The organism is uncultured Polaribacter sp. (genome assembly GCF_947495205.1).
GTDB lineage: Bacteria > Bacteroidota > Bacteroidia > Flavobacteriales > Flavobacteriaceae > Polaribacter.
Genome location: NZ_CANLXV010000010.1, coordinates 18,309 through 41,952 on the forward strand (window position 1 = coordinate 18,309; position 23,644 = coordinate 41,952).

The window sequence follows — 23,644 nt, forward strand, 5'->3', positions numbered from 1 at the left end:
CGAGGAATGAAATTGATAAAAAATTCATTCCTCTTTTTTCATATAATTGTTATTTTATTTACCCCAAAAGATTCTTATGCTCAACAAGCAATTGATAGTTTAGGACATTATTATAACCTCTTTGTAAAAGCAAAAGGAAACAACGATTTAAAGAAAGCATACCTTTTTTTTAACCAGCAAAAAGAAGTTCACAATCAAAAAAAAGACACCACCAGACTTATATTTGATTTAAGAATACTTGCAAGTATTGAGTACAAGTTTGGAAATCTTCACAAAAGCGATGCAACTGCTGTTACTGCTTTAGAATTAATTGAAGCCACAAAAACTACTAGTAATACAATTGAAGCCAAAATTGGTGTTTTAAATCATTTAGGGATTGTTTCTTATGAATTAAGAAATTATGATAGAGCCTTAGAACTTTATGATCGCGTATTAAAAATCGCAAAAAAACCTACACAAATTAACTCCGTATATAACAACAAAGCCAATGTTTATAGACAGAAAAAGAACTATCAACTTTCCATTGATGAGTTTGAAAAAGTGTATCATAATAATCTAAAATTCGATAATAAACTTAAAATTGCCAGATCTCTAGATAATTTAGGTTTGGCTAAATCTAAATTAAATGCTAAAGATGCATTACCTAAAATGTTAGCAGCTTTAAAAATTAGAGAAGAAGCACAAAATATTGATGAACTTTTTGTTAGCTACAAACATCTAACAGAGCATTTTACAGCAAAAAAAGAAATAAAAAAAGCAACATATTATGCAACTAAAGCTTATGAAATTGCTGAAAAAACAAAAAATGCTTCTTATAAATTGGAATCATTATCACTTTTATTAAATGCAGACAATCAATTACAAGTCATAGCGTTTAAAAAACTGAGTGATAGTATTAATTTGGTAAAGCAAAAAAACGAAAATATGTTTGCTTCTATGCAATATGATTATGTAGAAGAAAAAAGAAAAGCAGATGAAGCCAAACTTCAATTGGCAGAAAGTAAATTAGATGAAGAAAAACAAAAGGGATACAAAATAATTTATTTAAGTATTGGTTCATTCATACTTCTCAGTTCCATCTTTTTATATTTTATTCTGAAATCTCGTCATAAAAAAGAAAAATTAATTGAAGTATATAAAACTGAAACACGAATTTCTAAAAAAGTGCATGATGAAGTTGCTAATGACGTATACCATGTAATGACAAAATTACAAAGTAAGAAAGTGATTCATGAAGGTATTTTGGATGATTTAGAAAATATTTATACCAAAACAAGAGACATTTCTAAAGAAAACAGTGAAATTGATGTCACAGAAAACTTTAATGAAATATTAAATGATTTACTTTTAAGCTATAGAAACACAGAGATAAATGTAATTACAAAAAACATTTCTAAAGTTAATTGGCAAAAATTTTCTACTGAAAAAAAGACCACTTTATATAGGGTTTTACAAGAATTAATGACCAACATGAAAAAACACAGTAGTGCATCTCTTGCCGTTTTAGCCTTTAATCAAGAAGAAAAATTAAAAATAAATTATAGCGATAATGGTGTTGGTTGTATCATCAAAAAAAATAATGGTTTACAAAATGCGGAAAACCGTATAAAATCTATTAAAGGAACAATTAAATTTGAATCTAAAGTGAACGGAGGGTTTAAAGCTAAAATTTTAATTTAATATGTTTAAGAAAGTATTAATTTCAGATGATTTAGGAAGCATAAATCAAGGAGTATTATCTGTTGTAAACAAGCTAAATATTAAAGAAACGCAACAAGTACAATATTGTGATGATGCGTATCTTAAAATTAAAAAAGCTATATTAGATGATGCACCATTTGATTTATTAATAACGGATTTATCTTTTGTTAAAGATCATAGAGAACAAAAATATTCCTCCGGAGAAGCATTAATTATTGCTTTAAATAAAGAATTCCCAAAACTAAAGGTAATTGCATATTCAGTGGAAGATCGCTTACAAAAAGTTAGACTGTTAATAAATTTACACAATACAAATGCTTATGTATGCAAAGGCAGAAATGGTTTGTTAGAATTAGAAAAAGCAATACAGACTGTTTATAAAAACAAAATTTTTTTATCTCCTCAAGTGGCACAAGCGCTAAATCCAAAAACTAATCTAGAAATTAATGATTTTGACATTACATTGATAACACTTTTATCAAAAGGTTTTTCTCAAGATGATATTAGTATCTACCTTAAAAATAAAAACATAACACCAAGTAGCTTAAGTTCTATAGAAAAGCACTTAAACAAACTTCGCATACAATTTAAAGCTAACAATGCTATTCACTTAGTGGCAATTGTTAAAGATCTAGGACTTATTTAAAATAAATTTCTTTTTTTACCATATTTACGGTTTACCGTAAACACCTCTTTAACAAATAAATTACTTTTGTCTTAGATTCAATTTTAAAATGTTTGAGGAGGCAATTATAAAAAAAGAATTGTTATGAGAAAGGCAAAACCTTACGGAAATCCGTAAGGTTTTATTTTTTGTGAAGGTAAATTTGTGTCTATTAATTAACTTAACTACAAAAACATAAAATAAATTTTATTTATAAGATCTAAATAAAAAAATGAGTACTGTAGTCGGCTACTATTTTTAAACAAATCTTTGGTTATCATAATGAATTATTTAAATAAAAAAATGGGTAAACTAATTCAAATTCTGAAAACATTCTTTCTAATAGTAATTATCTTATTTTTTGTTAGCTGGCATATTAAAATTATTTTTGTTTATATCCTCTTTATGGTATTACGTAAGCATATACTACACTATGAGGAAAATAAAAAAATCATAAACCGTGGTGTGTTTATTTTATTCTTTGTATTATTTTGGTTTCTTTTTCCAAATAGAACCTCTGATTCAAATGATTATATCCAAAGCATATATTTTGACACTAAAACAAGAAATAAAATTAGAAAACCATTTATCCCACATCTAACAAATATTGTAGGAGAAGGAGATATAATGGCAATAGTTTCTTTAGCTTCCTATTTTATCCCTGAAAATTACTTTAAAGGTAGCGCTATAGGTGATATTGTAAAATATAATAAAAGCACATATTTTATTAATAATAACTTCCATAATTTTTACAGAAAAATGGAGCCAAAAAAGACACCTCCTCATAATGTTCCTTTCCAAATTATGCAGGACATGGGCTATTATAATGATATATCACACTATTTTTTACATATACCAAATACAAAAAATTTGCAAGATAAAGAAGTTATTGTTTTTTGCCATGGTTATGCTGGAAACTGGCTGTTATACCCAGAGTTATTTACAAAATACACCAATGCAATTATTATAGCTGTTGAAACTCCAAGTTTTAGCGGATATTTTTCAAAAAAGACTATGACTAATGTAATAAATAGAATACTACCCCATGCATACGAGCAAGTTGGAATTAGCTATAAAAAACCTCATTTAGTTGGTCTTTCCAATGGAGGGTCAGCTATAAATACATCTATTGTTTCATATCCAAATAAATTTAAATCATTTACAATTCTATCCGCTAGCTTAAAAAATACACCAAGAACAAACTTAAAGGTAAATATAATTTATGGTAGTAATGATAGAAGTGGAGGCGTAAACAACAAAATTCCAAAGTCAAAGTATATCAGACATCGTCTCAAAGGAGAAGATCATAGTTTAATGGTTGCTCGACCTGATACTATTTTTGAATTAATAAATAAAATAATCAACCAATAATTTAAAAATAAACATATAAAAGAGTATTGTAACTCATGAAAAACAAAATCGTTTTCACTCTCTAACTGTTAGAATTATAGACATTGTTTAGCTCCAATCTGATGAGACAAATGTACATCTATTCGTAGGTTGAATGTGGTCGTATTATTTTAATATAAATAGAAAAATATTTTGTTTATTTTATTAACCAACCTAGAAATAAATGATTTTCAATTTACCAAAGTCCATTTTTGTGAATCAACTTAAAAGTTGCTCTAGACATTCTGGCTACATTTTCTTGAACATTTTCAATTTCATTGTAACTAACTTAAGATACAATTGCAACGTTACCATATTTATTAAAAGTATTCCATCAATTATTAATAGATTATTTATTCTTGGATGAGATTTACTTTTGTTGGCATATTACGTAAGATTTCTTGTTGTGTTTTTGCCTTGATGTGGGAGTGTAATTTTTTCACTCAATTAAAATATTAATTGGGTGAAAAATTATTTCATTGACAACCATTTTTTAACATCTAAATTAGCTTCTACTCTTTCTTGAATAGCTGTATCAAGATAATGATAGAAATCAATTCCTGTTATTTGTTCAACTTCATCAATTGATGTTACATAAGTATAAATTGATTTTGTGGATTTTTTATTTGGAATAATAAAAGCCAAACCTTTGGCTTTACCTCCTTTAAAACTAATAAGTGTCTTATAAAAAGCTCTAGGAACAGATAATTTATTTTTACCAATTATATCAATTGGATTGTCTAAAATAGGTCCAGCTACAACATAAATTGAATCATTAAAACTCGACCAAAACTCTACTTTATTTTCTAAAGACCTCCATATACCTCTATTAAAAGAAGCTTTTTGAGGAGAAATATTACTTAAATAAAAACTCTCGCTCATTGCTTTATAGTTTTGAGCCATTGCATGAGCTGGAGCTAAATGCCCCATATCATAGCCACTACCTTTATAATCTTTTGGTGATGCTGAACTTGTTTTAACCAATGGATCCTCTCTATAATCATTTGTTCTTCTAGTTAGTTTATTATAATTCTGAACACAAACTTTATAAAAAACCCATTCTGGCTGTTCATCTTTTTCACTATAAGAAAGTGTAAAATAATTATGCGAAATTATTTGATCATAAGAAGAAGTTGGCTGATATTCTGCTCTACTTGTTTTAGACGAAATATTGATTTTATTAACCCCACTAATTTTTTTATTAACTTGATTAACGTTTTTACCTTTTAATTTTGCTTGTGCTGATTTTGAGATACAACTAGTAAAAAGCAGAAATATTATTAAACAAGAAAAGTTTTTTTTTGCACTCATTTAAAAAATTGATTTTATATATCTTCAAATATTTTAATATTGTGAATAAATCTATCATGATCTTCTCCTTTAAACCAATCAAGGCTTATCCATTTACCAGAAGTATCTTTTCTATAATCCTTACCTAATAATAATTTATTTGATAATTCTTTTTTTGGCACTAAAAATTCTGCAAATGCATGACCACTATCACCATCATAACCTCCAACCATTCTTGATCTTAAACCTATTTGTCTTGCTACTGAAGCTATCAAAATTGCAAAATCATCACAATCTCCAGAATATTGGTTTTTATACTTTAACGAAAGTGTTGCCTCTGCAGACCTCCAAGTATCCTTACCTGTAACAGGATCGTATATATAATGCCAATTTTTTCTAATATAATCTTGAAACACTAATATTTGCTCAATTTGAGAGCCACTAGTACTTAATTTTATATTTAACTCTGTTACTTCTTTTAAAACTAAACCTTCTACCTGAATTAAATGACCAATTGCAGGTGGAATTTTATTTTTTATCAAGTCCTTTTTTATTGTAACATTTTCTTTTGGAGTAACTATATCCTCTATATTAATAACCTGAGGTTTTAAATTTTTTATTATTGTGTTTGGTTTTGGAATTGTTTTTTTCTTACTTGCTTCCTTTTTTGCCATTGCAATTATTTTTGCACGTCCAGACCTTGAACAGCTATTACATGAATTAAAAAAGAAAGCAGTTGTTAAAAGAAATGTTATTATAATTAGTTTTTCATTCATTTAAACATATTTTCAAAAAAGGACGTTTTATTTTTATTAATTTCCACTTCCAAAGGTTCTTCTATTTTATGAAAAAATTTTCCAACTTTAGATGTTACCTGAATTGTAAATCGTCTGTTGTTATTTTCATTTTCTTCATCTCTAGAATGACTAAAATATCCACTTCCTGCTAAGATCACTTCACACTGACTTCCTAAACTATTAAAATCTGCTCCCATTCGTTTCCAATAATTAAATAAGGACAATGCTCTTTTGTAACTTAAATTATATCCCATATTTGGATTTCTAACCCAATTATTATTAGACCTTTGAGCGTTACCTTCGATAATGAGAAGATAATCAACTGTTTGACTTGTATCTATTATACTTTTTACTTTATTATATAAATTTTTACCAGCATTCCCAAGACCAATTCTGGTCTTTTTAGGAATGTCATTAATATTTGAACTGTTTGATTTAAATCTAACATCAATATTTAACTTATATCTTTTATTCTCTTTATCAAAATGATAATAGGTTGTATCTAAATTTTCAATCGCTTTTTGAACATTTTTTATTTCTTTTAGCTGACTAGCTTGAGCTTCTAGAATGCCTTGTTTCGATTGAAGAATAGCAAAAGAAATTACATATAACACGAGCATTATGAAAAACAAGCTTGTCATTAGATCTGCAAAACTCACCCAAAAAAATCCTGATTTCTTCATTAATTTAATACCTTAAAATATTGTAATAACGAATGAATACCATAACTAAGAATCGTTAAATAAGCACCAACTTTTAAGATATTAGTTGTTTTATCAAAAACAGACTGCTTAATAGGCTCTTTAATATTAGAAGAAAAATCTGTCGAAACGCTAGAGGTTGGAATCTCTCTGATTTTAATAATTTTTTCTATTGCAGTAATAATATCTCGACTACTATTATTAAACCCTTGTAAAATATTTTTATCTAAACTTTCTATTCGTTTGTCAATACTACCTAACTGAAGTAACTGATCCAAATGATTAAGTTTTTCAAACTTTGGTCGACTATTTTCAAAAGCTTGCTCAGTCCTTAATATTTGAGCATCCATTGCCTCCGTAAATTTTTCAATAGATTGCGTAAACGCTGTAGATAGTTTTGAATCAAACCCAGCTACAGCTTCATTAAATGAATTAAATTGTTCTAAAGATAAGTTACCTAACTCATTTATTGCCTTAGCCATTTTTGATTCAGTAGAAATAACAGCATCATTTACTGCATCACTATATCTAGAAAAAGATTGAATATGTTTATTAAAAAAAGTAGTTGCTGAATTGCTTTCTTCTATATTATTTTTTATGCTATCTAAAACAATATTAATATTTTTTGTAGCCCCAACAAACTGCTGCAATTTACCAACAAGTTCAGTTGTACCAGTCATTGAATTATTTAACTGATTGTAATAATTTGCAAAATTATTAAAAGACTCCATCATTACATCTAGTTGATTAAAAACCTCGACATTAGATTTTGTGATTTTTGCAACGTCTAACTTTCTTATATCTTTTATAAGTTCTTGTTCTCTTTCTACTGTATTGGAAGTTGTACTTACAATTTTATCAAGTTGAGATATTGAGCCTGTTGTATTTCTTGCAAAAACATCTAATTTATCAGATAGAATGGCAACTTCAGGCATCTTTCCTGTTGCCATTTTCGGCATTAATTCAGACTGTAGTTTTGATAAGAATTCACTCTTCTCTTCATCTGCTTCAGTTTGTGCATCTTTATATACTTTTATAGAAAAAAAAGTTGTTATAACTAACCCAATTACGCTCGCAGACATTGCCCATTTCACACCATTAATTAAAGGTTGAATTGAATCTAAGGCATTACTTCCACCGTCAAAAGAAACGGAAAATAACCCTATTATAATACCTATCATAGTAGCAGCCAATCCTAAGTATAAAGGAGCTGGTATTCTATTTTCAATTTGGTTTTCAATTGTTGACGTGTGTTTGTCTACAATATCTTTAATAAGATAAAAATCAATAGATGCACCTTTGTTTTTAATTAAATAAACATTTATGTATTTTACAATAGTATTAAGAACTTTACTTTTCTGCGAATACTCAAGGTATGTTATATTTACACCACCAGCTATATCCTCATCAAAAAGTAATATTTCTTCTACATTCCCAGTTTTAAGAACACTTCTTGAAACACGTTTTTGAGAAATTACAGGTAAAGTCTCAAAATCAAAAATTGCTTTATATTGAATTATTTTATGCCATAAATTCCTTGCTATATTTATCTGAAGAGCAATTATTCCTATAATAATTATAACTTCTAAAATTCCGTACATACTCTAAATAAATTTGATTTTTATTTTACTTTTCACCACCCAATCTTCGCCTTCAAAAACAACTTCTCCTTCTTCTATTACATTTATACCTTTTGCCTCTGAATTATATGCATTCTCATATTCACAAACTGTTTCTAAATATATATTAGGTGAATTTAAAGCTCTTGATAAATCTGCTGTTCCAATTAAAGAAATGCTACCTCTATTGACATTATCATCAACCTTTACAACATATAAAGAAGTAGGTTTTTCTATTTCACTTGCATCTTCGATTGCAAATCTTCTTTCCTCAAATGGTGATGGAAAGTATATGAACTTCTTTTTAATTTCAGAATTTTCAAACGCTACTGTGATAGGTTTAGCTTCTTCAATAGGTTGTTGAAATTCTAAACTTTTCTCTACTTGGGTTTTTCTATTTCTAACAAGGTTATTCTTTTCAACTGTAGAAGTTTTTTTAGTCTTTAATTGATTAATTTCATTTATAAGGTTTTTATTTTTTTCCTTTAGGGTTTTATTTTCACTTTTATAAAAACTTTCTAAATTCTGTTTTTTTTCTTTAACGTTATCTTTGACTTTCTTTTTACTTTTTAATTTTATTAAAAAAACATTTAATAGGATTGAAATTACCAATAAAACATATAAAGTCATTTGCCCCCAATCTATTCCCACTTTATGTATAATCGACCTGTTTTCTAAATTCTTAGGATTCATTATTTTTTGACGAGAACTAGAAAGTATTGTGTGTTTTTTAGCTATTAATTTATCATAGTGTTTATTAATACCTTCTATTACTTTTGTTCGATTAGAAACTATCTTTGTTTTCTCAGGATTAAAAATTATGTTCTTAAAATGAATGCTTTTTACACTGTCAATTAATTCTAACTTGTAAGATTTAAAGACTTCGTCTCTTGTTTTTACCCAACCTTTTGATAAATATTTACTTACACTATCTAAGTTTACAGCAATTCTTAGTTCAGAATACTCATCATTCAACTTTTTATAAGTTTCCCACTCTATTTTTTGGTTTGTATTAAATCGTTTCTTATCAGTCTTAGAAGACCAATCTCTCAAATCTTCCATGTAAGCAATGGTTAATTTAACCACTGCCCATTTATTTAATTTCTTGAATGCTTCTATACTATCTTTTTTGGTAACTTGACTGTAGCCACTATTTGTGAGGAGCAAACTGATTATGAATCCAATTATAAATTTTTTCATTCTTTTTGGATTATTGGTTTTCAATTTCACTTGCCAATTCATTTAGTTTTCCGATTAAAGGGAAAAAGAATAAAGTTTCTCCAAGAGTTTCGTCATCAACAGTATCAGACTTTAAATGATCTATACCTTGTAATTCGTAATCTAATAAATCTAAAGATTTATTATCATTGAAAATTTTAGCTGATTTATTAGAGACATCAAAACTATCTTTAAAGTTTTGCTCTACCATTAGCTTATTAAATAACTTGTAAAAGTTTTCCACATTTTTAATTACACCGCCAACATAAGACTTTGTTAAATCCTTGTATTTAATAGTACTATCTGTTACCTTACTAATACTCTGCACTGTCAATTCATCAGAATTTCCAACACTTATTTCTACTAGATCTGTATGATTTAAATCCTCTAATTCTTTACCTATATAAAAACCTCCTTTACAGGTAACTTCCTTAGGATTTTCACTTGCACTTACAGAAATATTTGAATCCATTTCATTATATACATTATTAAAAATAGCTTCAAAAAGTCTTTTTAAAGATAAATACTTACTAGTATCTTGATCAATAATTTGTAGAGTCTTAGAACCAGTACCACTGAATACAATATTTCTAGGAGACTCTAATCCTTTTACTTTCATTAATTCAGCAATATGATATACTATAGAACTATAAAATAATAAGAAGATAATTTTAAGATCACCATCATTTGCTAATTTCTCAGAAAAATCAAGGTTTTTTAATTGCTTATCCTTTATGTTTTTATTTTCATGTAAGGAGAAGAAATAATTTATAATATCTTGAGAAGATTGATTATCGTTATATAGCTTTTCTAAAATTTCTAACTCAGGTTTTAAGTCATTCTGTATTAGAATTTCTTTAAATTTTGGATAATATTTTTGAACAAAGCCATTTGTATTAATACTACCATTAAATCCATCTCCGAAAATAGCATTCCCTGCAAATTTAAATGATGAAATTAGTTTTGGTTCACCATCAGCATAAATCATTATATCTGTAGTACCTCCACCTATATCAACAGAAACAGAAGGTTTTGCCATCGCTTTAATTCCTCCTTTTGCTTTATAATAATAAAAAGGCGCAATACTTTCTGGAAAATTTATTAAATTTTCTAAATTAATATCTGAACCAAAAACTGCTTTAAAGTTGTCTTTCCATATTTTTCTCAATCGACTTAAATGAGCAGAAGACATACTTAATGGATAAAACCATGTTACCTTTGTATTGGTTAAATTACCATCATTTATTAATACTTTATTTTTACACAACATTAGTAGTTCTTCAATATAAAGAGATAAACGTCTATTACTATCCGTTTCATTATTTGCCCACTTTAAATCTGTAAACGCTTTTAAATACTTTCTAATAGCTACTTTTTCGTAATCAAAACCAGCATTTGCATCTGCAAAAACAAAAGTGGGCTTATCATAGTTAACTTCTTTATTTTGAACCAAACAAGTTCTAAAAGGTGCGTTTCTCAATTCATCTTTACCAAAACTTTTACTAACAACCTCTTGTTTTAAATGTGATTCTCCATCTAAAACAGTTGTAATTGCAGCTCCTCTTTTAGGAGTATTGTCTGGCATTAAAAAGGCTATTTGACCATCATTTTTAGAAATATCAAATGCTTTTTCGCTTCCTTGTCCTTCTATTTTATACTCAATATGAGAATTTGTTGTACCAAAATCAATGGCAAACTCATAATCATCTCCTCCTGCTCCTTTATATTTTGGCCAATTTGGAATTAAATAATTTACTGAATCATTATATTTAAGAGCTACCGCATCAAAACTATTTTGAATAATTGTTTGAGATGTAATATAGGGGCTTTGGGAACGTTGTTTTTGAACTTTATTAACATTCTGGTTACTATTTTTGGTGTTAATTACTTCAATATCTAGTTTGCTCCCATTTTGAGGGGAAACATCGGCCAATCCTAATGAATAAGTGATATCCGTTTGATCACTATATACAAATGGAAAAATAGAAAAAGCGAAAGACTTTTCTATAATAGTTCCTTTTTTAGGGTCCGTATTGTTATTTGGATAATAGATTTTTGTATACTGAATCGTGCCTCTTTTAATAGGAATATTTAAAACTACCTCAAGGCAATTTCCTGCCCTAGCATTAAACTGTATAAAATTTCCATCTTTAATATCTTCAACATTAAAATAATCAAAAAATTTCTTTGTTAAGGGTAATAAATATTTGTTTTCACCAACAGTAAAAAAATTATCCTTATCAATATCATAGGGTAATTTTATAATAGAATCCGTTAGAAAATCATTCATTGTCAAATAGGGATACTTATCACCTTGTTCAGGCAATGTTCTATCTTCTAATTTGCGTTTGTCTTCTACAGGAACTTCAGTTGCTGGGTTCCAAATATCAAATGTGTAAGTATATCTTAAATTTAAAGGCTCAACTGGTAATACCAAAGGTTTTAAACCTTGTATGGATTTAATTGTAGTAATTACTAAATCGCTATTGTCCTGAATTTTAACAGGATCTAATACATATTGTTTTAAAGAAAAACCTGAGATAGCTTCTAGAGGTTGTCCTGCATTTCCATTAAACACAACATTTTGTAATGAATTTAAATATTGACTAGGGTTTAAAGTCATTAATTCATTATAAAAACTCGCATTAATTTGAGACAACTTAGCAAAACTACTTATTAAATAGATATTAAACTCAGGAAAATAAGAGTTAAAATTAGCCATTTTAGATAATGCATATAAATATTTTACATACTCTTTATCTCTTTTATATAAAGGATGTAAACCGTCATCTAACATGATATCGTTACCAAATTTAATATCAATTTCTTCGACACCCGGAGCTGCAAAAAACAATGTTCTAGGTGATGTACCTCCAATAATTTTATGCTTATATTTTATGATATATAATTTATCTAAATTATCAAAATTATATTGAGAACTATCTTGTTTTAAGAATAAATCTAATGTTTTTCCTAAATGTTTTTGCTCTTCATTTCCGTTCAATAGATTGTTTAAACTAGTCGTTTTATCCCAAGCAACAAATTCTAAACTATCTTTATATTTATTATAATTAAATAAAATTTGACCAATATCTAATGCATCAGAAATTAATTTATGATTATCTGAACCTGTTGCTTTTCCATTCTTTTCAACACCATCTAACTGCCCAGAGTTTCCAACAACATTAAAAGCTGTTCTTACTAAATCTATTCTTGCAAATGGACTTGGAATTGATGTTGGTAATTTCTTACCGTTTCCCCCGTCAGTATTAATACTACTAATTAAAGTACTGTTTATAGGCGTAGATGAAAACCAATCGTTTGTCAACGCTCCTTGACTATGTATTCTAAAAACTTTTTTTGCCATTATATTTTAATTTAGAATGTTGTTAACTTGTTCCTCTAAAACTTTATCAAAAACTTTTATAAATCTTGACTCTTCTTCTTCTTTATCTAATTCACCACTTTTAATTAATTTATGTGCAGATTTAATTAAAATATCTCCAGTAGCTTTGTTTCTTGATAGCAATCCGCCTTTAGAAACTTGGTTTCCTATTATGAAATCAAATAAAGAATCGTGTTGTTGATTATCATGGAATGGCATAAAAGAAATATCATTCGTTTTCAATTCGTCTACCCATTCTTTAAAGTAATTTAGAAAAGGCAAAAACTCAGATTTATAAAAATCTGCATTATAGAATTCTTTTGTTATTCCATTTTCGCCATTATAATGCCCTGGAGATTTTAGTAATTCTGTCATCGATTTTTCAACAAACTTATCTAATAAATATAGCTTAGATAAAGGCAGTTTTAATTTATCTTTTGCATCCTGTCCTAAACTATCAAATTTTAGTTTCCCCTTATCATCTTCAATTCCAAATTCTTTTATTGCTGTTACATTACTTTGAATGGAAGAAGGTATATTTTTCACAAAGTCTAGGATTGCTAAAGCACCAGCTAACTCTACAAAATGAGCTTTATTTTTCTGATCTGCTTTTCCTTCTGCATATTTCATGTTATTATTTGCCTTATCCCCTATATGATAAAAAACATCTAACGAATTGTTGTTAAATATTGCATGTTTGTAATAACTCAACGCAGCTTTGGCTTTCCCAAAGAATGTTGCTGAATCAATTTCTTTTTCATTGTTATTATTATCAGATACTTTAAAATATGGTAAATAAGAAATAGCACCAATTGCAGACCTACTAATTTTATCTGAATTAAGTCTGTTTGCATCATTTGTTCTTAAGTTCTTTAATAAAAGAGGAAATCCTGAGGCACCTGTTCCTCCAAAAATTGAACTTATTATAAAAATCGCATCGCCCTCATTAAAGGAATTAGAAAATTCGTGGTATTCTTGTGAGTCCACAATTTTATTTAAAACTACACTTCCAATATTAGGATTTCCTTTAAAACCAACAGTCATATCTGCCTCTATGTTTTCCTTACTAAAAAGCAAATCTATTAAAGCTTTATTTTCATCGTCTAACCCATTATAATCAATAGATTCTCCAAACTTTTGTCCACTTCCATCAATACTAAACTTAAAATTATTACTTAAGTTTGGGAGATTTTCATTCGTTAATTGCGTTAATGTTTTAATCTTAGTTCCAAATAGCGTATTATCCTCACCTGCTTTATAAGCTATGTTTTGATATTTCATTAAAATATCAGCTGTTCTATTTAAATCACCATTTGCAGTATCAGGATCAATAATAATTGGTACTACCATATCAAACTTTTCATCTAACTTTACACCTGATGCCAATAGCATTGTTAAAGCTTTTATAACTCTAGAGCCAGTACCACCAATTCCAAAAACATATAATTTATTTGCCATAATTTAAAAAGGGTTATTTCTATTGTTTGTACTTAAAAATCTGAAAGGGATAATTGATAAAATAACTGCTATAATTAAAGAGTAACCAAACGTTACAAAACTCATTTGAACTATAAAATAATTTGCATCTAGCTGTCCATTTTCACCGGTATAGTCTCCTAAATACTGAATAATTTCAGGGTTGTTATATATAATTGCAGATGTACTTATGTATGCTAAAATTGAAATAATTAACATAGTAATCCACCATTTAAACTTCGAGGAACTTACAGGATCCCAAAATTTATAAAAAATGATGAGTATTATTATTGGAATTATTAAAATTAACCATCCAATCTTTCCGTAATCAAGATTGTTAAATACTGCATTTAAAAGGTCTTGGTAAGTATCCCAATTAAAAAAAGGTTCATAAAGTGACGCAACAATTTCATTCATATTAATCTGCTTTAACTATTATATTTATTTTAAAAAAAATTCTTTTATTATTCACTTTTTGATACGCTTTTGAGACTCCTGTAATAAGTCTATGAAATGCAAAAGTTCTTGAAGTATTGTTTTTTATACTACAGTCGTTATCTGTACCAGAATTAATAATCCATTGAGGGAAATTAATATCAAGACTCAAATTCAAATCACCATATAATTTTTTCTTAGCTCTTACAACCAAAACATGTGTGTATTTAAATTTTCCTTTTTTATTTTGGTTATTAATCCATTTATATGACCTACCTGTTTTATCTAATTCGTTAACTTTTTTTACTTCTTGGACTTGGTAACCAGTATTGTTTTCTATTGAATAATTTGAAGTATTTAATAAATAGGATTCAGGAATTGAAAGATTAGAATAGTCTACTCCTATTCCAAATTGAAGATATCTATCTTTAAGCAATACACCTTTTTTAGAAAATTTTTCTGCGTCACCAATTTCTTTTACAACTGGTTTATGACCTGATTGTTTAAAGTTCCCTTCTTTTTCTTCTCCTTGGGTTAATACAGTATAATTAACTTTTAAATCTTTGGTTATAATAAACCTAGACTCTTCTTCTAAACCTTTTAAATCATTTTTTATCACTATTTCTTCTAGTGTTTTATTAATAACTTTTCTAGCTCCAAACAAAAAGATATAATAGGGTCTTACTTGGTTAATTTTAATTGCTTTGTGTCCAGGTTTACATGATTCAGAATAATAGGTTCCGTCAAAATTAGAAGTCATTTTTAAGACTACTGTTTCAATTTCATTTTCTCTTAAAGCTTTTTCGAATGCTTGTTCAATTTTAACTGAAACAATACTAGGGTTTTTCCCTTTTACTGAATAAATACCATCTGTAACAACAATACTTAAATTGTTTTTTAAAGCTGTTTTTATAGCTGTTTTAAAAATAAATTGATGATCAGAACTCCTAATGTTACCAACTTTAATCTGGTTCTTTTCAATTCTATTTAAGATATCGGTTGTTTGATGAACATCAGTATTTACAAAAAAAGTATTTAATTTTTTACTTTTTGAATTCCCTATAACCCTTGTCATATTCTCCAAAAAATTGTCACCTTTCAAATAACCATTCATTGATGATGAGTTTTCAAAATAAAAATTAACTTCATCTATTTCAATAGCACTGTTGATTTCTTTGGTAGTGACCTCTTTTTTTGTAGTTCGATTATGGAGTTTATCTTTCTGACAACTTATGCCAATTAGCACAAACATTGAGAAAATTATCAACTTTGGGGAAGTTTTTTTCATAAAATCAATATTTAATAAATCAGTATTTATTTAATATCAATCATAAGTGAACATCAATTTCTATGTATACAAAGTATATTTTTATTGAAATCATTTTGATAAAAAGATTATTTTAAAGCCAAAAAACAATTAATGCCTCGTAGTTGAATTAATAAATTCTAATGCTAACTAAAATTCAAGTTTTGTGTTAAATGACTGCATAATAAAGTTCGTTTATCTCAATTTCTTATGAATGATAAACAAAACTAAAATAATTGTAAGTAGTTTTATTACGGGTTTCCGTAATAAAGATAATAAGAGCACATTAACTTTCTGAAAGCCTTGCAAACAAGTCTGATTAACAGTAAAATAGACTTTTTTTTTGTTTTGAAGTAATAACAAAAAAAATACAAATATAAAACACTTTTACATGTATTAGAATTAAGATTTTATCTTACGATACTAATAAGCTGAATCATCACACATAAAATCAATTTATTATATCTGAGACATACGCTTCATCGTATCAAAAAACGCTATTTTAAAGGTATCATCTTTAGCAAATAACCTATACAAGTCTAATTCTTGTTTACGCTGTTTAGAGATTACATCTTCCTTTATTTTTTGAAATGAGATGGTCTTATTTTGTTCGTCTAAATTGTTTAAATATTTTGACCCTAAATCTGGATGTAATTGTATCGATTTGGTAAGATTAATAAATTTAGGGCGTTGATCTACTGGAGTTACATCCCGTCTCTGTATAAGTTAATGTTAGTTTAGGCCATCTCGAAATATCAACACCTCCAGTATATATTTTTGGCTCAGAATAATTCAATTTCATAGGAAAAACGTGTACGTTTTCGTGTACGTTTCGTAAAAATAAGAAGTTTAAAAGCATAAAAAAACGAATTGTGAGACACAATTCGTTGATTTAATTGGCTTTAAGCTTTGTAGCGGGAACTGGACTCGAACCAGTGACCTTCGGGTTATGAGCCCGACGAGCTACCTACTGCTCTATCCCGCGATTTCGACTGCAAATATACGATATACTATAAGTAATAACCAAACATTATTTCATTTATTTTTTAAGTACCTAAACGTTAATCTACTAAAAATCTAATTACCTTTGCAACATGACACATAAAGCAGGTTTTGTAAATATTATTGGGAATCCAAACGTTGGTAAATCAACATTAATGAATGCGTTGGTAGGCGAAAAACTATCAATTATTACCCCAAAAGCACAAACCACAAGACATCGTATTTTAGGCATTGTAAATGATGAAAATCATCAAATTGTGTTTTCTGATACACCTGGAATTATAAAACCAGCTTATGAATTACAAACTTCTATGATGGATTTTGTAAAATCTGCCTTTGAAGACGCCGATATTTTAATTTATATGGTAGAAGTTGGCGAAAAAGAATTAAAGAATGAAGCTTTTTTCAATAGAATAATTCATAGTGAAATACCCATTATTCTCTTATTAAATAAAATTGATAAATCTTCTCAAGAACAAGTAGAAGAAAAAATTGAATACTGGAAAAACAAGGTACCCAATGCAGATGTTTTTGTAATTTCTGCACTAGAAGGTTTTAATATTTCTGCGGTTTTTGAAAAAATAAAAGCCTTATTACCAGAAGGACCAGCTTTTTATCCTAAAGACCAGTTAACAGACAAACCCGAACGTTTTTTTGTAAACGAAAAAATTAGAGAGAAAATTCTAATACATTACAAAAAAGAAATTCCTTATTCTGTAGAAGTGGAAACTGAAGAATTTATAGAAGAAGAAAATATTGTTAAAATTCGCTCTGTAATTATGGTAGAAAGAGACACCCAAAAAGGTATAATTATAGGCCATAAGGGAACTGCTATTAAAAGAGTTGGTGCAGAAGCTAGAAAAGATTTAGAAAAATTCTTTGAGAAAAAAGTATTTATAGAACTTTTTGTAAAAGTGAATAAAAATTGGCGAAGCGATAAAAACCAACTGAAACGATTTGGCTATCATCAAAAATAAAATTTTATACTAAATATTCGCCATCATAAATTCGTGTAACTTTTTCATTTGTAATTTGCCTGTATCTTTTCCTATTTTACCTAAAAAATAGAGTAAAATCCAGATTAAAGGTAAGACGATAATCATTATTAAAGGAAAAACCAAAGGTTCTTTTAAAGACATTTTAGTGTATAACAAAACACAAAATCCTAAAAAAGAAATTGCGATTATAAAATGAACGAACATAAAAAGTGTCCAAACTTGTGGTTTAGGACCAAAAAGACCTTTTAATTCAGTTGAATTATCTTCATTTTCCAAAATTTCTAAATGCAGTTGTGGAGACCAAAAATTTTCGTCTTTCTTAGAAACAGAAATAAAAACATGGTTATCTACAACAGAACCTCTAAAAGTATTTTTATCACTTTTTAAAACTTCAGAAAAACCATTTAATAATTGTTGTTGATTTTTTTCTAAAAGAATTGAAAAACGAGGTCTTAAAAACAGTTCGCTATTTCTTTTTTCTATAGAAAGTTGCTTTTTATTATTCATAAATTATGCATTTAGAAGTCTTTCAATTTACAATAAATTATCGTTGAGTTAATTGTATCTTTGCAAAAAATATCAACCAAAATGAATAGTATTGTAGCCATTGTAGGAAGACCAAATGTAGGAAAATCGACACTTTTTAACAGATTGGTGCAAAGAAGAGAAGCTATTGTAGATTCTGTAAGCGGTGTTACAAGAGACAGGCATTATGGAAAATCTGATTGGAACGGAAAAGATTTTTCTGTAATAGATACTGGTGGTTATGCCATTGGTTCTGATGATATTTTTGAAGAAGAAATTAGAAAACAAGTAGCTTTAGCTATTGAAGAAGCAGATATTATTGTTTTTGTAGTTGATGTTGAAGAAGGCATAACACCTATGGATGCTGAAGTTGCCAAATTACTTAGAAAAGTAAAAAAACCAATTTTTGTTACTGTTAATAAGGTAGATAATGCCATGCGAGAAGCAGATGCAGTAGAGTTTTACAACCTTGGTTTGGGAGATTATCATACAATTTCTTCTATTAATGGAAGTGGAACTGGAGATTTATTAGATGCTTTGGTTGTAGAAATGCCAGAACCAGAACCTGTAGATTTAGAAAAAGATGAACTACCAAGATTTGCTGTAGTTGGTAGACCAAACGCAGGGAAATCTTCTTTTATAAATGCTTTAATTGGCGAAGACAGAAACATAGTTACCAATATTGCTGGTACAACTAGAGACTCTATAGATACCAAATACAACCGTTTTGGTTTCGATTTTAATCTGGTAGATACAGCAGGAATCCGCAAAAAATCTAAAGTTAAAGAAGATTTAGAGTTTTACTCTGTAATGCGTGCTGTGCGTTCTATTGAATATTCTGATGTTATTATTTTAGTGGTAGACGCCACAAGAGGTTTTGAAGGACAAGATCAAAATATTTTCTGGTTGGCAGAAAAAAATAGAAAAGGTGTTGTTGTACTAATTAATAAGTGGGATTTAATTGAAAAAGAAACCAACACCATGCGAGATTTTGAAGCCATGGTAAAAAAACAAATAGAACCTTTTACAGATGTGCCAATTGTTTTTATTTCTGCCTTAACAAAACAACGTTTGTTTAAAGCTATAGAAACTGCTGTTGAAGTTTTTGAAAAAAGAAAAAAGAAAATACCAACTAGCAAACTAAACGATGCCATGTTAGATTTGGTTAAAAGCTATCCACCACCAGCAACTAAAGGAAAATTTGTAAAAATAAAATACTGTATGCAATTGCCTACACAAACGCCGCAGTTTGCCTTTTTCTGTAATTTACCTCAATACGTTAGGGATCCTTACAAACGCTTTTTAGAAAATAAACTAAGAGAAATTTACGATTTTTCTGGTGTGCCCATTACCATTTATTTTAGACAGAAATAATTTTTTAACGTAAGTTTACTTCTGTTTTAAAGACTAATAATTTACAATTTTGTAAATTGTGACATATGAAAAGTTTTATCAACCAGAAAATTACGAATCAGGAATTACCATTACAATTAAACATCTCTTTTAATAAGGTATATCACCTTTTTAAAAAATATGCAAATCCTGTTTTAAAAAAACACCCATTTCACTCGGCTGCGAATGAAATGATAAAACTTTTTGAAGAAAACCCTGAATTTAAAGATGGCTTTTCTGATTATACTTTATTGGATAAGCATAAAGATAAAATTGATTTAATTTTAGATCCACTTTTCCCAGAAGCACTGCAATTAAACGAAATTAAAGCGGCAAGTATTCCTTTTTCTTTTACTTCTTTTCGGTTTTCTAAACGCTTTCAAAATATACTAAACAATGCAGGTAAAGATTATGAATTTTCTGTAAGAAATTTTGAAGATGAAAGCATGTATATTATGGCATGTACTTTTATTTTAAGTACCTTTTATGGTTATTCAGTAGATGTAAAAAGACCTTTTTATTTTGATATTCCAGACAAAAACACTGGAACAATGAAATACTATAGAGCTGCTTTTAATGCAGATTTTTCTGAAATTACACCAACTGCAAACGCTCCTAAAATTACCAAAGATGACTTTAATACGCTTTTAAACAATTTTGAAGACATTAAAGTTTGGAAAGAAAAATTTCCGCCAAATAGTTATATTTTTAAAGGTTTTGGCATCATAAACTTATTTGATGTTACTTCAGAAGAAATGCTATCTGCCATAAAGGCAAATTTATTAAGTGGTGGAGATCAATTAATTTACAAATTACAAAATAACCTAAGAGACTTTTATAGCCTACAAGACTTAAAACTAGGCTATTCTATTTTTGATAATATTAATAACAAACTCTGCGAAACTGTTCTTAACAATTCTAATAGTATTATTTTAAGCAAAAAAGAAAGTATAGACTGTTCTTCAGATTATTTTTGTCATACAATTATACAAAAGGTATTTCAAGAACACGAAACCTACGTAATATCAGATTTAGAAGAATACGGCAAAGCAACAGGAGAAAACAAATTTTATCAGAATTTAAAAAACGCTTGCATTAACAGTATCATTTTAATCCCAATACCTGCAAACAAAAACAACGATTTAGCTTTATTAGAAATTGCAGCACAAAAAGCATATGCTTTAAACTCTGTAAATATTACAAAACTTAAAGATATTATTCCTGTTTTTAAAGCTGCGGCAAAAAGAACTTCCGAAGAAAGACAAAATATTTTAGAAGCTACAATACAAGAAAATTATACAGCTATACATAATTCTGTAAAATGGCGTTTTTATGAAGCCGCAGAAAAATTTCATGCAGAAAAACAAGCAAATGAAAATGCCAATTTAGAAGAAATTGTATTTAATAATGTTTATCCGCTTTTTGGACAAAGTGATATTAAAGGCTCTTCTTTGGCAAGAAATATTGCAATTCAAGAAGATTTAACCACACAATTAACCCTTGCCATAAGTGTTTTAAAAGATGCTTGTAAAACAGAAAAACTACCCATTTATAATGAGTTAATGTTTAGGGTTGCTACCTTTTTAAAGGAAGTTAAAAATGGTTTAAATGCTGGTGATGAAGTAACTATTTTAGACTTTTTACAAAGAGAAATCTATCCCGTTTTTAAACATATAAAAGACCTTAACAGCAATTTATCTAAAAAAGTAAACACCTACATGCAGCGTTTAGACAAAAAGCTACAAGTAGTTTATGAAAAACGGAAAGAATATGAGCAAAGTGTTACCATTATCAATGAAAAATTAGCAAAATATATAGATAACAAACAAAAAGAAGCGCAAGAAATGTACCCGCATTATTTTGAGCGTTACAAAACAGATGGTGTAGAATTTAACATGTATATAGGGCAATCTATTGCCAATAAAAAACCTTTTGATGAGCTCTATTTATACAACTTAAGGTTGTGGCAATTACAAACCATTTGCGAAATGGAAAATATTGCATTTTCTTTAAAAGATAGTTTAAAACACCCTTTAAGAATTGCTTCTTTAATATTGGTACAAAGCAATCCTATGGCAATTAAATTTAGGATGGATGAGAAACAATTTGATGTAGACGGTGCTTACAACATTCGTTACGAAATTATAAAAAAGAGAATTGATAAAGCCAACATTAAAGGCACAAAAGAAAGAGTTACACAACCAGGTAAAATTGCCATTATTTATTCGCAAGACAAAGATGCTGTAGAATATATAAAGTACATTAATTTTTTACAATCTAAAAAACAACTAGGTAAAATTGAATTCTTAGAATTAGAAGATTTACAAGGTGTTGCTGGTTTAAAAGCACTACGCGTGGCAATAATTTATCAAAAAAACTTTGATACCCAAAAAACCATTACGCTAACAGACTTATTAAAGCAGATTGAAGCTTAAATAAGAATTCCTTGAGATTTAAAAGAAATTCCAAAAGCAATTACACTAGCTATTATACCAATCATAAAAACTGTATAGGTGATTCTTAAGATTTTGTATTTTCTATTTAAAACCAAACCTAAAAAATACAAATCTTTGGTAAGTGAACCATACAAATAATCTTTATCTGTCATCATTTCTGAGATTCCCCATTCAAAATCTTTTAGTTGCATTTGATGAAAATTACCAAAAAACAATAAATTTACTTTTTTATTAGCCACATCTTCCTTAGAAAATTTACCTTGAGTTACATTGGGTCTTGTAGCAACTATAGATAAAATGATAGAAGTTACCGTAAAAAATATAAAAATTATAGTAGGTACTAGTAAATGAGCGTTTGACGGATTGTCTAATTTTGGCAATAAATTAGACAGTGCCAAAGAAACAATAATTGCATTTACAGAAAGCAAAATATTGGCTTTGGTATCTGCAATATTACTTAAAGTCATGTGGTTTTTAAGCGCCACTCTAAACATAGTTTCTACACCTCTTTCTGGCACATTACTTTTATTTTTTTTAAGGTCTAAAGCTACTTTTTTTTGTTTTAGTTTTTTGCTTTCCTTTTTTAAATTCTTTTTAGCTTTTAATAATCTTGCTAAATTTTTTTCTTTTCCTTTACTCCAGTTTTTTAACGCGAAATCTGTATAATAGCGATGTTTATTGGTTAAAAAAGACAAATTAACAGCCAACCATTCTGTATTTGTATACTTTTTACCCAAAGAAAGTTCCCATTCTTCTCTTAAGAGTGAAGCTAACGCTGTGTATTTCTTTTTTGCCAAATGCGCTGTATCTGCATCTTTAATTATTTCTTCTAAAGTATTTTTTGGCAATACATTTACCTTAGTTGCCAAAATAATTTCTGAAATTTCTGAAATTCGTGATTGACTAAGTTTCTTATTTTCCAGAAAAATATGCGCAATTTTCACGCTTTCATCTTCGTGATTATCACAACTAACTACATAACCCACATCGTGAAACCATGCAGCAATTTCTAAATTTTCTTTGGTTTCTTGTGCTAAATCTAAACTTGCAGCAATTTCTGCTGTATACTCCACTACTCTTTGCGTATGCGCCAAATTATGATACAAATATTTTGAATCTAATTTTTCATTTAATAATGACAAAACATACAATTCTACTGCTTTAATTACTGCGCTCATTGGGTAAATTTTAACAAAAATAAACAATTAAAACGGTTTACTTTATTTTCATATTTGTCGTAAATTTAGGTATTGTTATCAAAAAACAATAAAAACAAATTTTAAAAGCCTT

General features: G+C 28.1%; 17 protein-coding genes and 1 tRNA gene. 6 read left to right on the forward strand and 12 right to left on the reverse strand.

The features are described 5' to 3' along the window. The first annotated feature begins 6 nt into the window (after positions 1–6). The 3 genes from Q0762_RS10525 to Q0762_RS10535 all read left to right on the forward strand — a co-directional run bounded on the left by Q0762_RS10525 (position 7) and on the right by Q0762_RS10535 (position 3,736). Complete coding sequence (locus Q0762_RS10525) at positions 7–1,680, forward strand: tetratricopeptide repeat-containing sensor histidine kinase (RefSeq protein WP_298766706.1); 1,674 nt, start codon at positions 7–9, stop codon at positions 1,678–1,680. Between the two features lies 1 nt (position 1,681). After that, on the forward strand, positions 1,682–2,347 hold the full coding sequence (locus tag Q0762_RS10530) for a response regulator (RefSeq protein WP_298766708.1): 666 nt from the start codon (positions 1,682–1,684) through the stop codon (positions 2,345–2,347). Between the two features lie 321 nt (positions 2,348–2,668). Then, positions 2,669–3,736: a hypothetical protein gene (locus Q0762_RS10535; RefSeq protein ID WP_298766710.1), complete on the forward strand. Its 1,068-nt coding sequence runs from the start codon at positions 2,669–2,671 to the stop codon at positions 3,734–3,736. A gap of 489 nt (positions 3,737–4,225) precedes the next feature. On the opposite strand, the gene Q0762_RS10540 is transcribed toward Q0762_RS10535, so the two are convergent. From Q0762_RS10540 to Q0762_RS10585, 10 genes are all read right to left on the reverse strand, one after another. Further along, positions 4,226–5,065: a DNA/RNA non-specific endonuclease gene (locus Q0762_RS10540; protein ID WP_298766712.1), complete on the reverse strand. Its 840-nt coding sequence runs from the start codon at positions 5,063–5,065 to the stop codon at positions 4,226–4,228. Positions 5,066–5,079: 14 nt separating this feature from the next. Further along, on the reverse strand, positions 5,080–5,820 hold the full coding sequence (locus tag Q0762_RS10545) for a transglutaminase family protein (protein ID WP_298766714.1): 741 nt from the start codon (positions 5,818–5,820) through the stop codon (positions 5,080–5,082). Then, positions 5,817–6,524: a hypothetical protein gene (locus Q0762_RS10550; protein ID WP_298766716.1), complete on the reverse strand. Its 708-nt coding sequence runs from the start codon at positions 6,522–6,524 to the stop codon at positions 5,817–5,819. The genes Q0762_RS10545 and Q0762_RS10550 overlap by 4 nt, the downstream gene beginning before the upstream one ends. After that, positions 6,524–8,143, reverse strand: a complete 1,620-nt coding sequence (locus Q0762_RS10555) for a hypothetical protein (protein ID WP_298766718.1) — start codon at positions 8,141–8,143, stop codon at positions 6,524–6,526. The genes Q0762_RS10550 and Q0762_RS10555 overlap by 1 nt, the downstream gene beginning before the upstream one ends. Before the next feature lie 3 nt (positions 8,144–8,146). Continuing rightward, positions 8,147–9,361 (reverse strand): hypothetical protein, encoded by a 1,215-nt coding sequence (locus tag Q0762_RS10560; RefSeq protein ID WP_298766720.1) that lies wholly within the window; start codon positions 9,359–9,361, stop codon positions 8,147–8,149. Positions 9,362–9,371: 10 nt separating this feature from the next. Further along, positions 9,372–12,746, reverse strand: coding sequence for a hypothetical protein (locus Q0762_RS10565; protein ID WP_298766721.1), 3,375 nt, complete (start codon positions 12,744–12,746; stop codon positions 9,372–9,374). A 6-nt stretch (positions 12,747–12,752) separates the two neighbouring features. After that, positions 12,753–14,222, reverse strand: coding sequence for a hypothetical protein (locus Q0762_RS10570; protein ID WP_298766722.1), 1,470 nt, complete (start codon positions 14,220–14,222; stop codon positions 12,753–12,755). Positions 14,223–14,225: 3 nt separating this feature from the next. Then, entirely contained in the window at positions 14,226–14,657 is a 432-nt protein-coding gene (locus Q0762_RS10575; protein ID WP_298766724.1) for a hypothetical protein, read from the reverse strand. A gap of 1 nt (position 14,658) precedes the next feature. Then, on the reverse strand, positions 14,659–15,963 hold the full coding sequence (locus Q0762_RS10580) for a hypothetical protein (RefSeq protein WP_298766725.1): 1,305 nt from the start codon (positions 15,961–15,963) through the stop codon (positions 14,659–14,661). A 930-nt stretch (positions 15,964–16,893) separates the two neighbouring features. Then, positions 16,894–16,966: transfer RNA gene (locus tag Q0762_RS10585), tRNA-Met, on the reverse strand. A 109-nt stretch (positions 16,967–17,075) separates the two neighbouring features. Here Q0762_RS10585 and era point away from each other — a divergent pair. Beyond that, positions 17,076–17,960: a GTPase Era gene (era, locus tag Q0762_RS10590; protein ID WP_298766728.1), complete on the forward strand. Its 885-nt coding sequence runs from the start codon at positions 17,076–17,078 to the stop codon at positions 17,958–17,960. Between the two features lie 9 nt (positions 17,961–17,969). On the opposite strand, the gene Q0762_RS10595 is transcribed toward era, so the two are convergent. Continuing rightward, positions 17,970–18,488: a GTP-binding protein gene (locus Q0762_RS10595; protein WP_298766731.1), complete on the reverse strand. Its 519-nt coding sequence runs from the start codon at positions 18,486–18,488 to the stop codon at positions 17,970–17,972. Between the two features lie 81 nt (positions 18,489–18,569). Between Q0762_RS10595 and der the strand changes: the two genes are divergently transcribed. Next, positions 18,570–19,880, forward strand: coding sequence for a ribosome biogenesis GTPase Der (gene der / locus Q0762_RS10600; RefSeq protein WP_298766733.1), 1,311 nt, complete (start codon positions 18,570–18,572; stop codon positions 19,878–19,880). A gap of 65 nt (positions 19,881–19,945) precedes the next feature. Beyond that, complete coding sequence (locus Q0762_RS10605) at positions 19,946–22,333, forward strand: GAF domain-containing protein (RefSeq protein WP_298766735.1); 2,388 nt, start codon at positions 19,946–19,948, stop codon at positions 22,331–22,333. Here Q0762_RS10605 and Q0762_RS10610 read toward each other — a convergent pair. Continuing rightward, a complete protein-coding gene (locus Q0762_RS10610; protein WP_298766737.1) occupies positions 22,330–23,532 on the reverse strand; it encodes a Pycsar system effector family protein in 1,203 nt (400 codons plus the stop codon). The two genes, Q0762_RS10605 and Q0762_RS10610, sit on opposite strands and share 4 nt — an antisense overlap. Positions 23,533–23,644 lie beyond the last annotated feature (112 nt).

Coding starts and splice junctions, on each gene's coding strand:
- Q0762_RS10525 (WP_298766706.1), top strand. CDS start 7: ATGAAATTGATAAAAAATTCATTCCTCTTTTTTCATATAATTGTTATT.
- Q0762_RS10530 (WP_298766708.1), top strand. CDS start 1,682: ATGTTTAAGAAAGTATTAATTTCAGATGATTTAGGAAGCATAAATCAA.
- Q0762_RS10535 (WP_298766710.1), top strand. CDS start 2,669: ATGGGTAAACTAATTCAAATTCTGAAAACATTCTTTCTAATAGTAATT.
- Q0762_RS10540 (WP_298766712.1), bottom strand. CDS start 5,065: ATGAGTGCAAAAAAAAACTTTTCTTGTTTAATAATATTTCTGCTTTTT.
- Q0762_RS10545 (WP_298766714.1), bottom strand. CDS start 5,820: ATGAATGAAAAACTAATTATAATAACATTTCTTTTAACAACTGCTTTC.
- Q0762_RS10550 (WP_298766716.1), bottom strand. CDS start 6,524: ATGAAGAAATCAGGATTTTTTTGGGTGAGTTTTGCAGATCTAATGACA.
- Q0762_RS10555 (WP_298766718.1), bottom strand. CDS start 8,143: ATGTACGGAATTTTAGAAGTTATAATTATTATAGGAATAATTGCTCTT.
- Q0762_RS10560 (WP_298766720.1), bottom strand. CDS start 9,361: ATGAAAAAATTTATAATTGGATTCATAATCAGTTTGCTCCTCACAAAT.
- Q0762_RS10565 (WP_298766721.1), bottom strand. CDS start 12,746: ATGGCAAAAAAAGTTTTTAGAATACATAGTCAAGGAGCGTTGACAAAC.
- Q0762_RS10570 (WP_298766722.1), bottom strand. CDS start 14,222: ATGGCAAATAAATTATATGTTTTTGGAATTGGTGGTACTGGCTCTAGA.
- Q0762_RS10575 (WP_298766724.1), bottom strand. CDS start 14,657: ATGAATGAAATTGTTGCGTCACTTTATGAACCTTTTTTTAATTGGGAT.
- Q0762_RS10580 (WP_298766725.1), bottom strand. CDS start 15,963: ATGAAAAAAACTTCCCCAAAGTTGATAATTTTCTCAATGTTTGTGCTA.
- era (WP_298766728.1), top strand. CDS start 17,076: ATGACACATAAAGCAGGTTTTGTAAATATTATTGGGAATCCAAACGTT.
- Q0762_RS10595 (WP_298766731.1), bottom strand. CDS start 18,488: ATGAATAATAAAAAGCAACTTTCTATAGAAAAAAGAAATAGCGAACTG.
- der (WP_298766733.1), top strand. CDS start 18,570: ATGAATAGTATTGTAGCCATTGTAGGAAGACCAAATGTAGGAAAATCG.
- Q0762_RS10605 (WP_298766735.1), top strand. CDS start 19,946: ATGAAAAGTTTTATCAACCAGAAAATTACGAATCAGGAATTACCATTA.
- Q0762_RS10610 (WP_298766737.1), bottom strand. CDS start 23,532: ATGAGCGCAGTAATTAAAGCAGTAGAATTGTATGTTTTGTCATTATTA.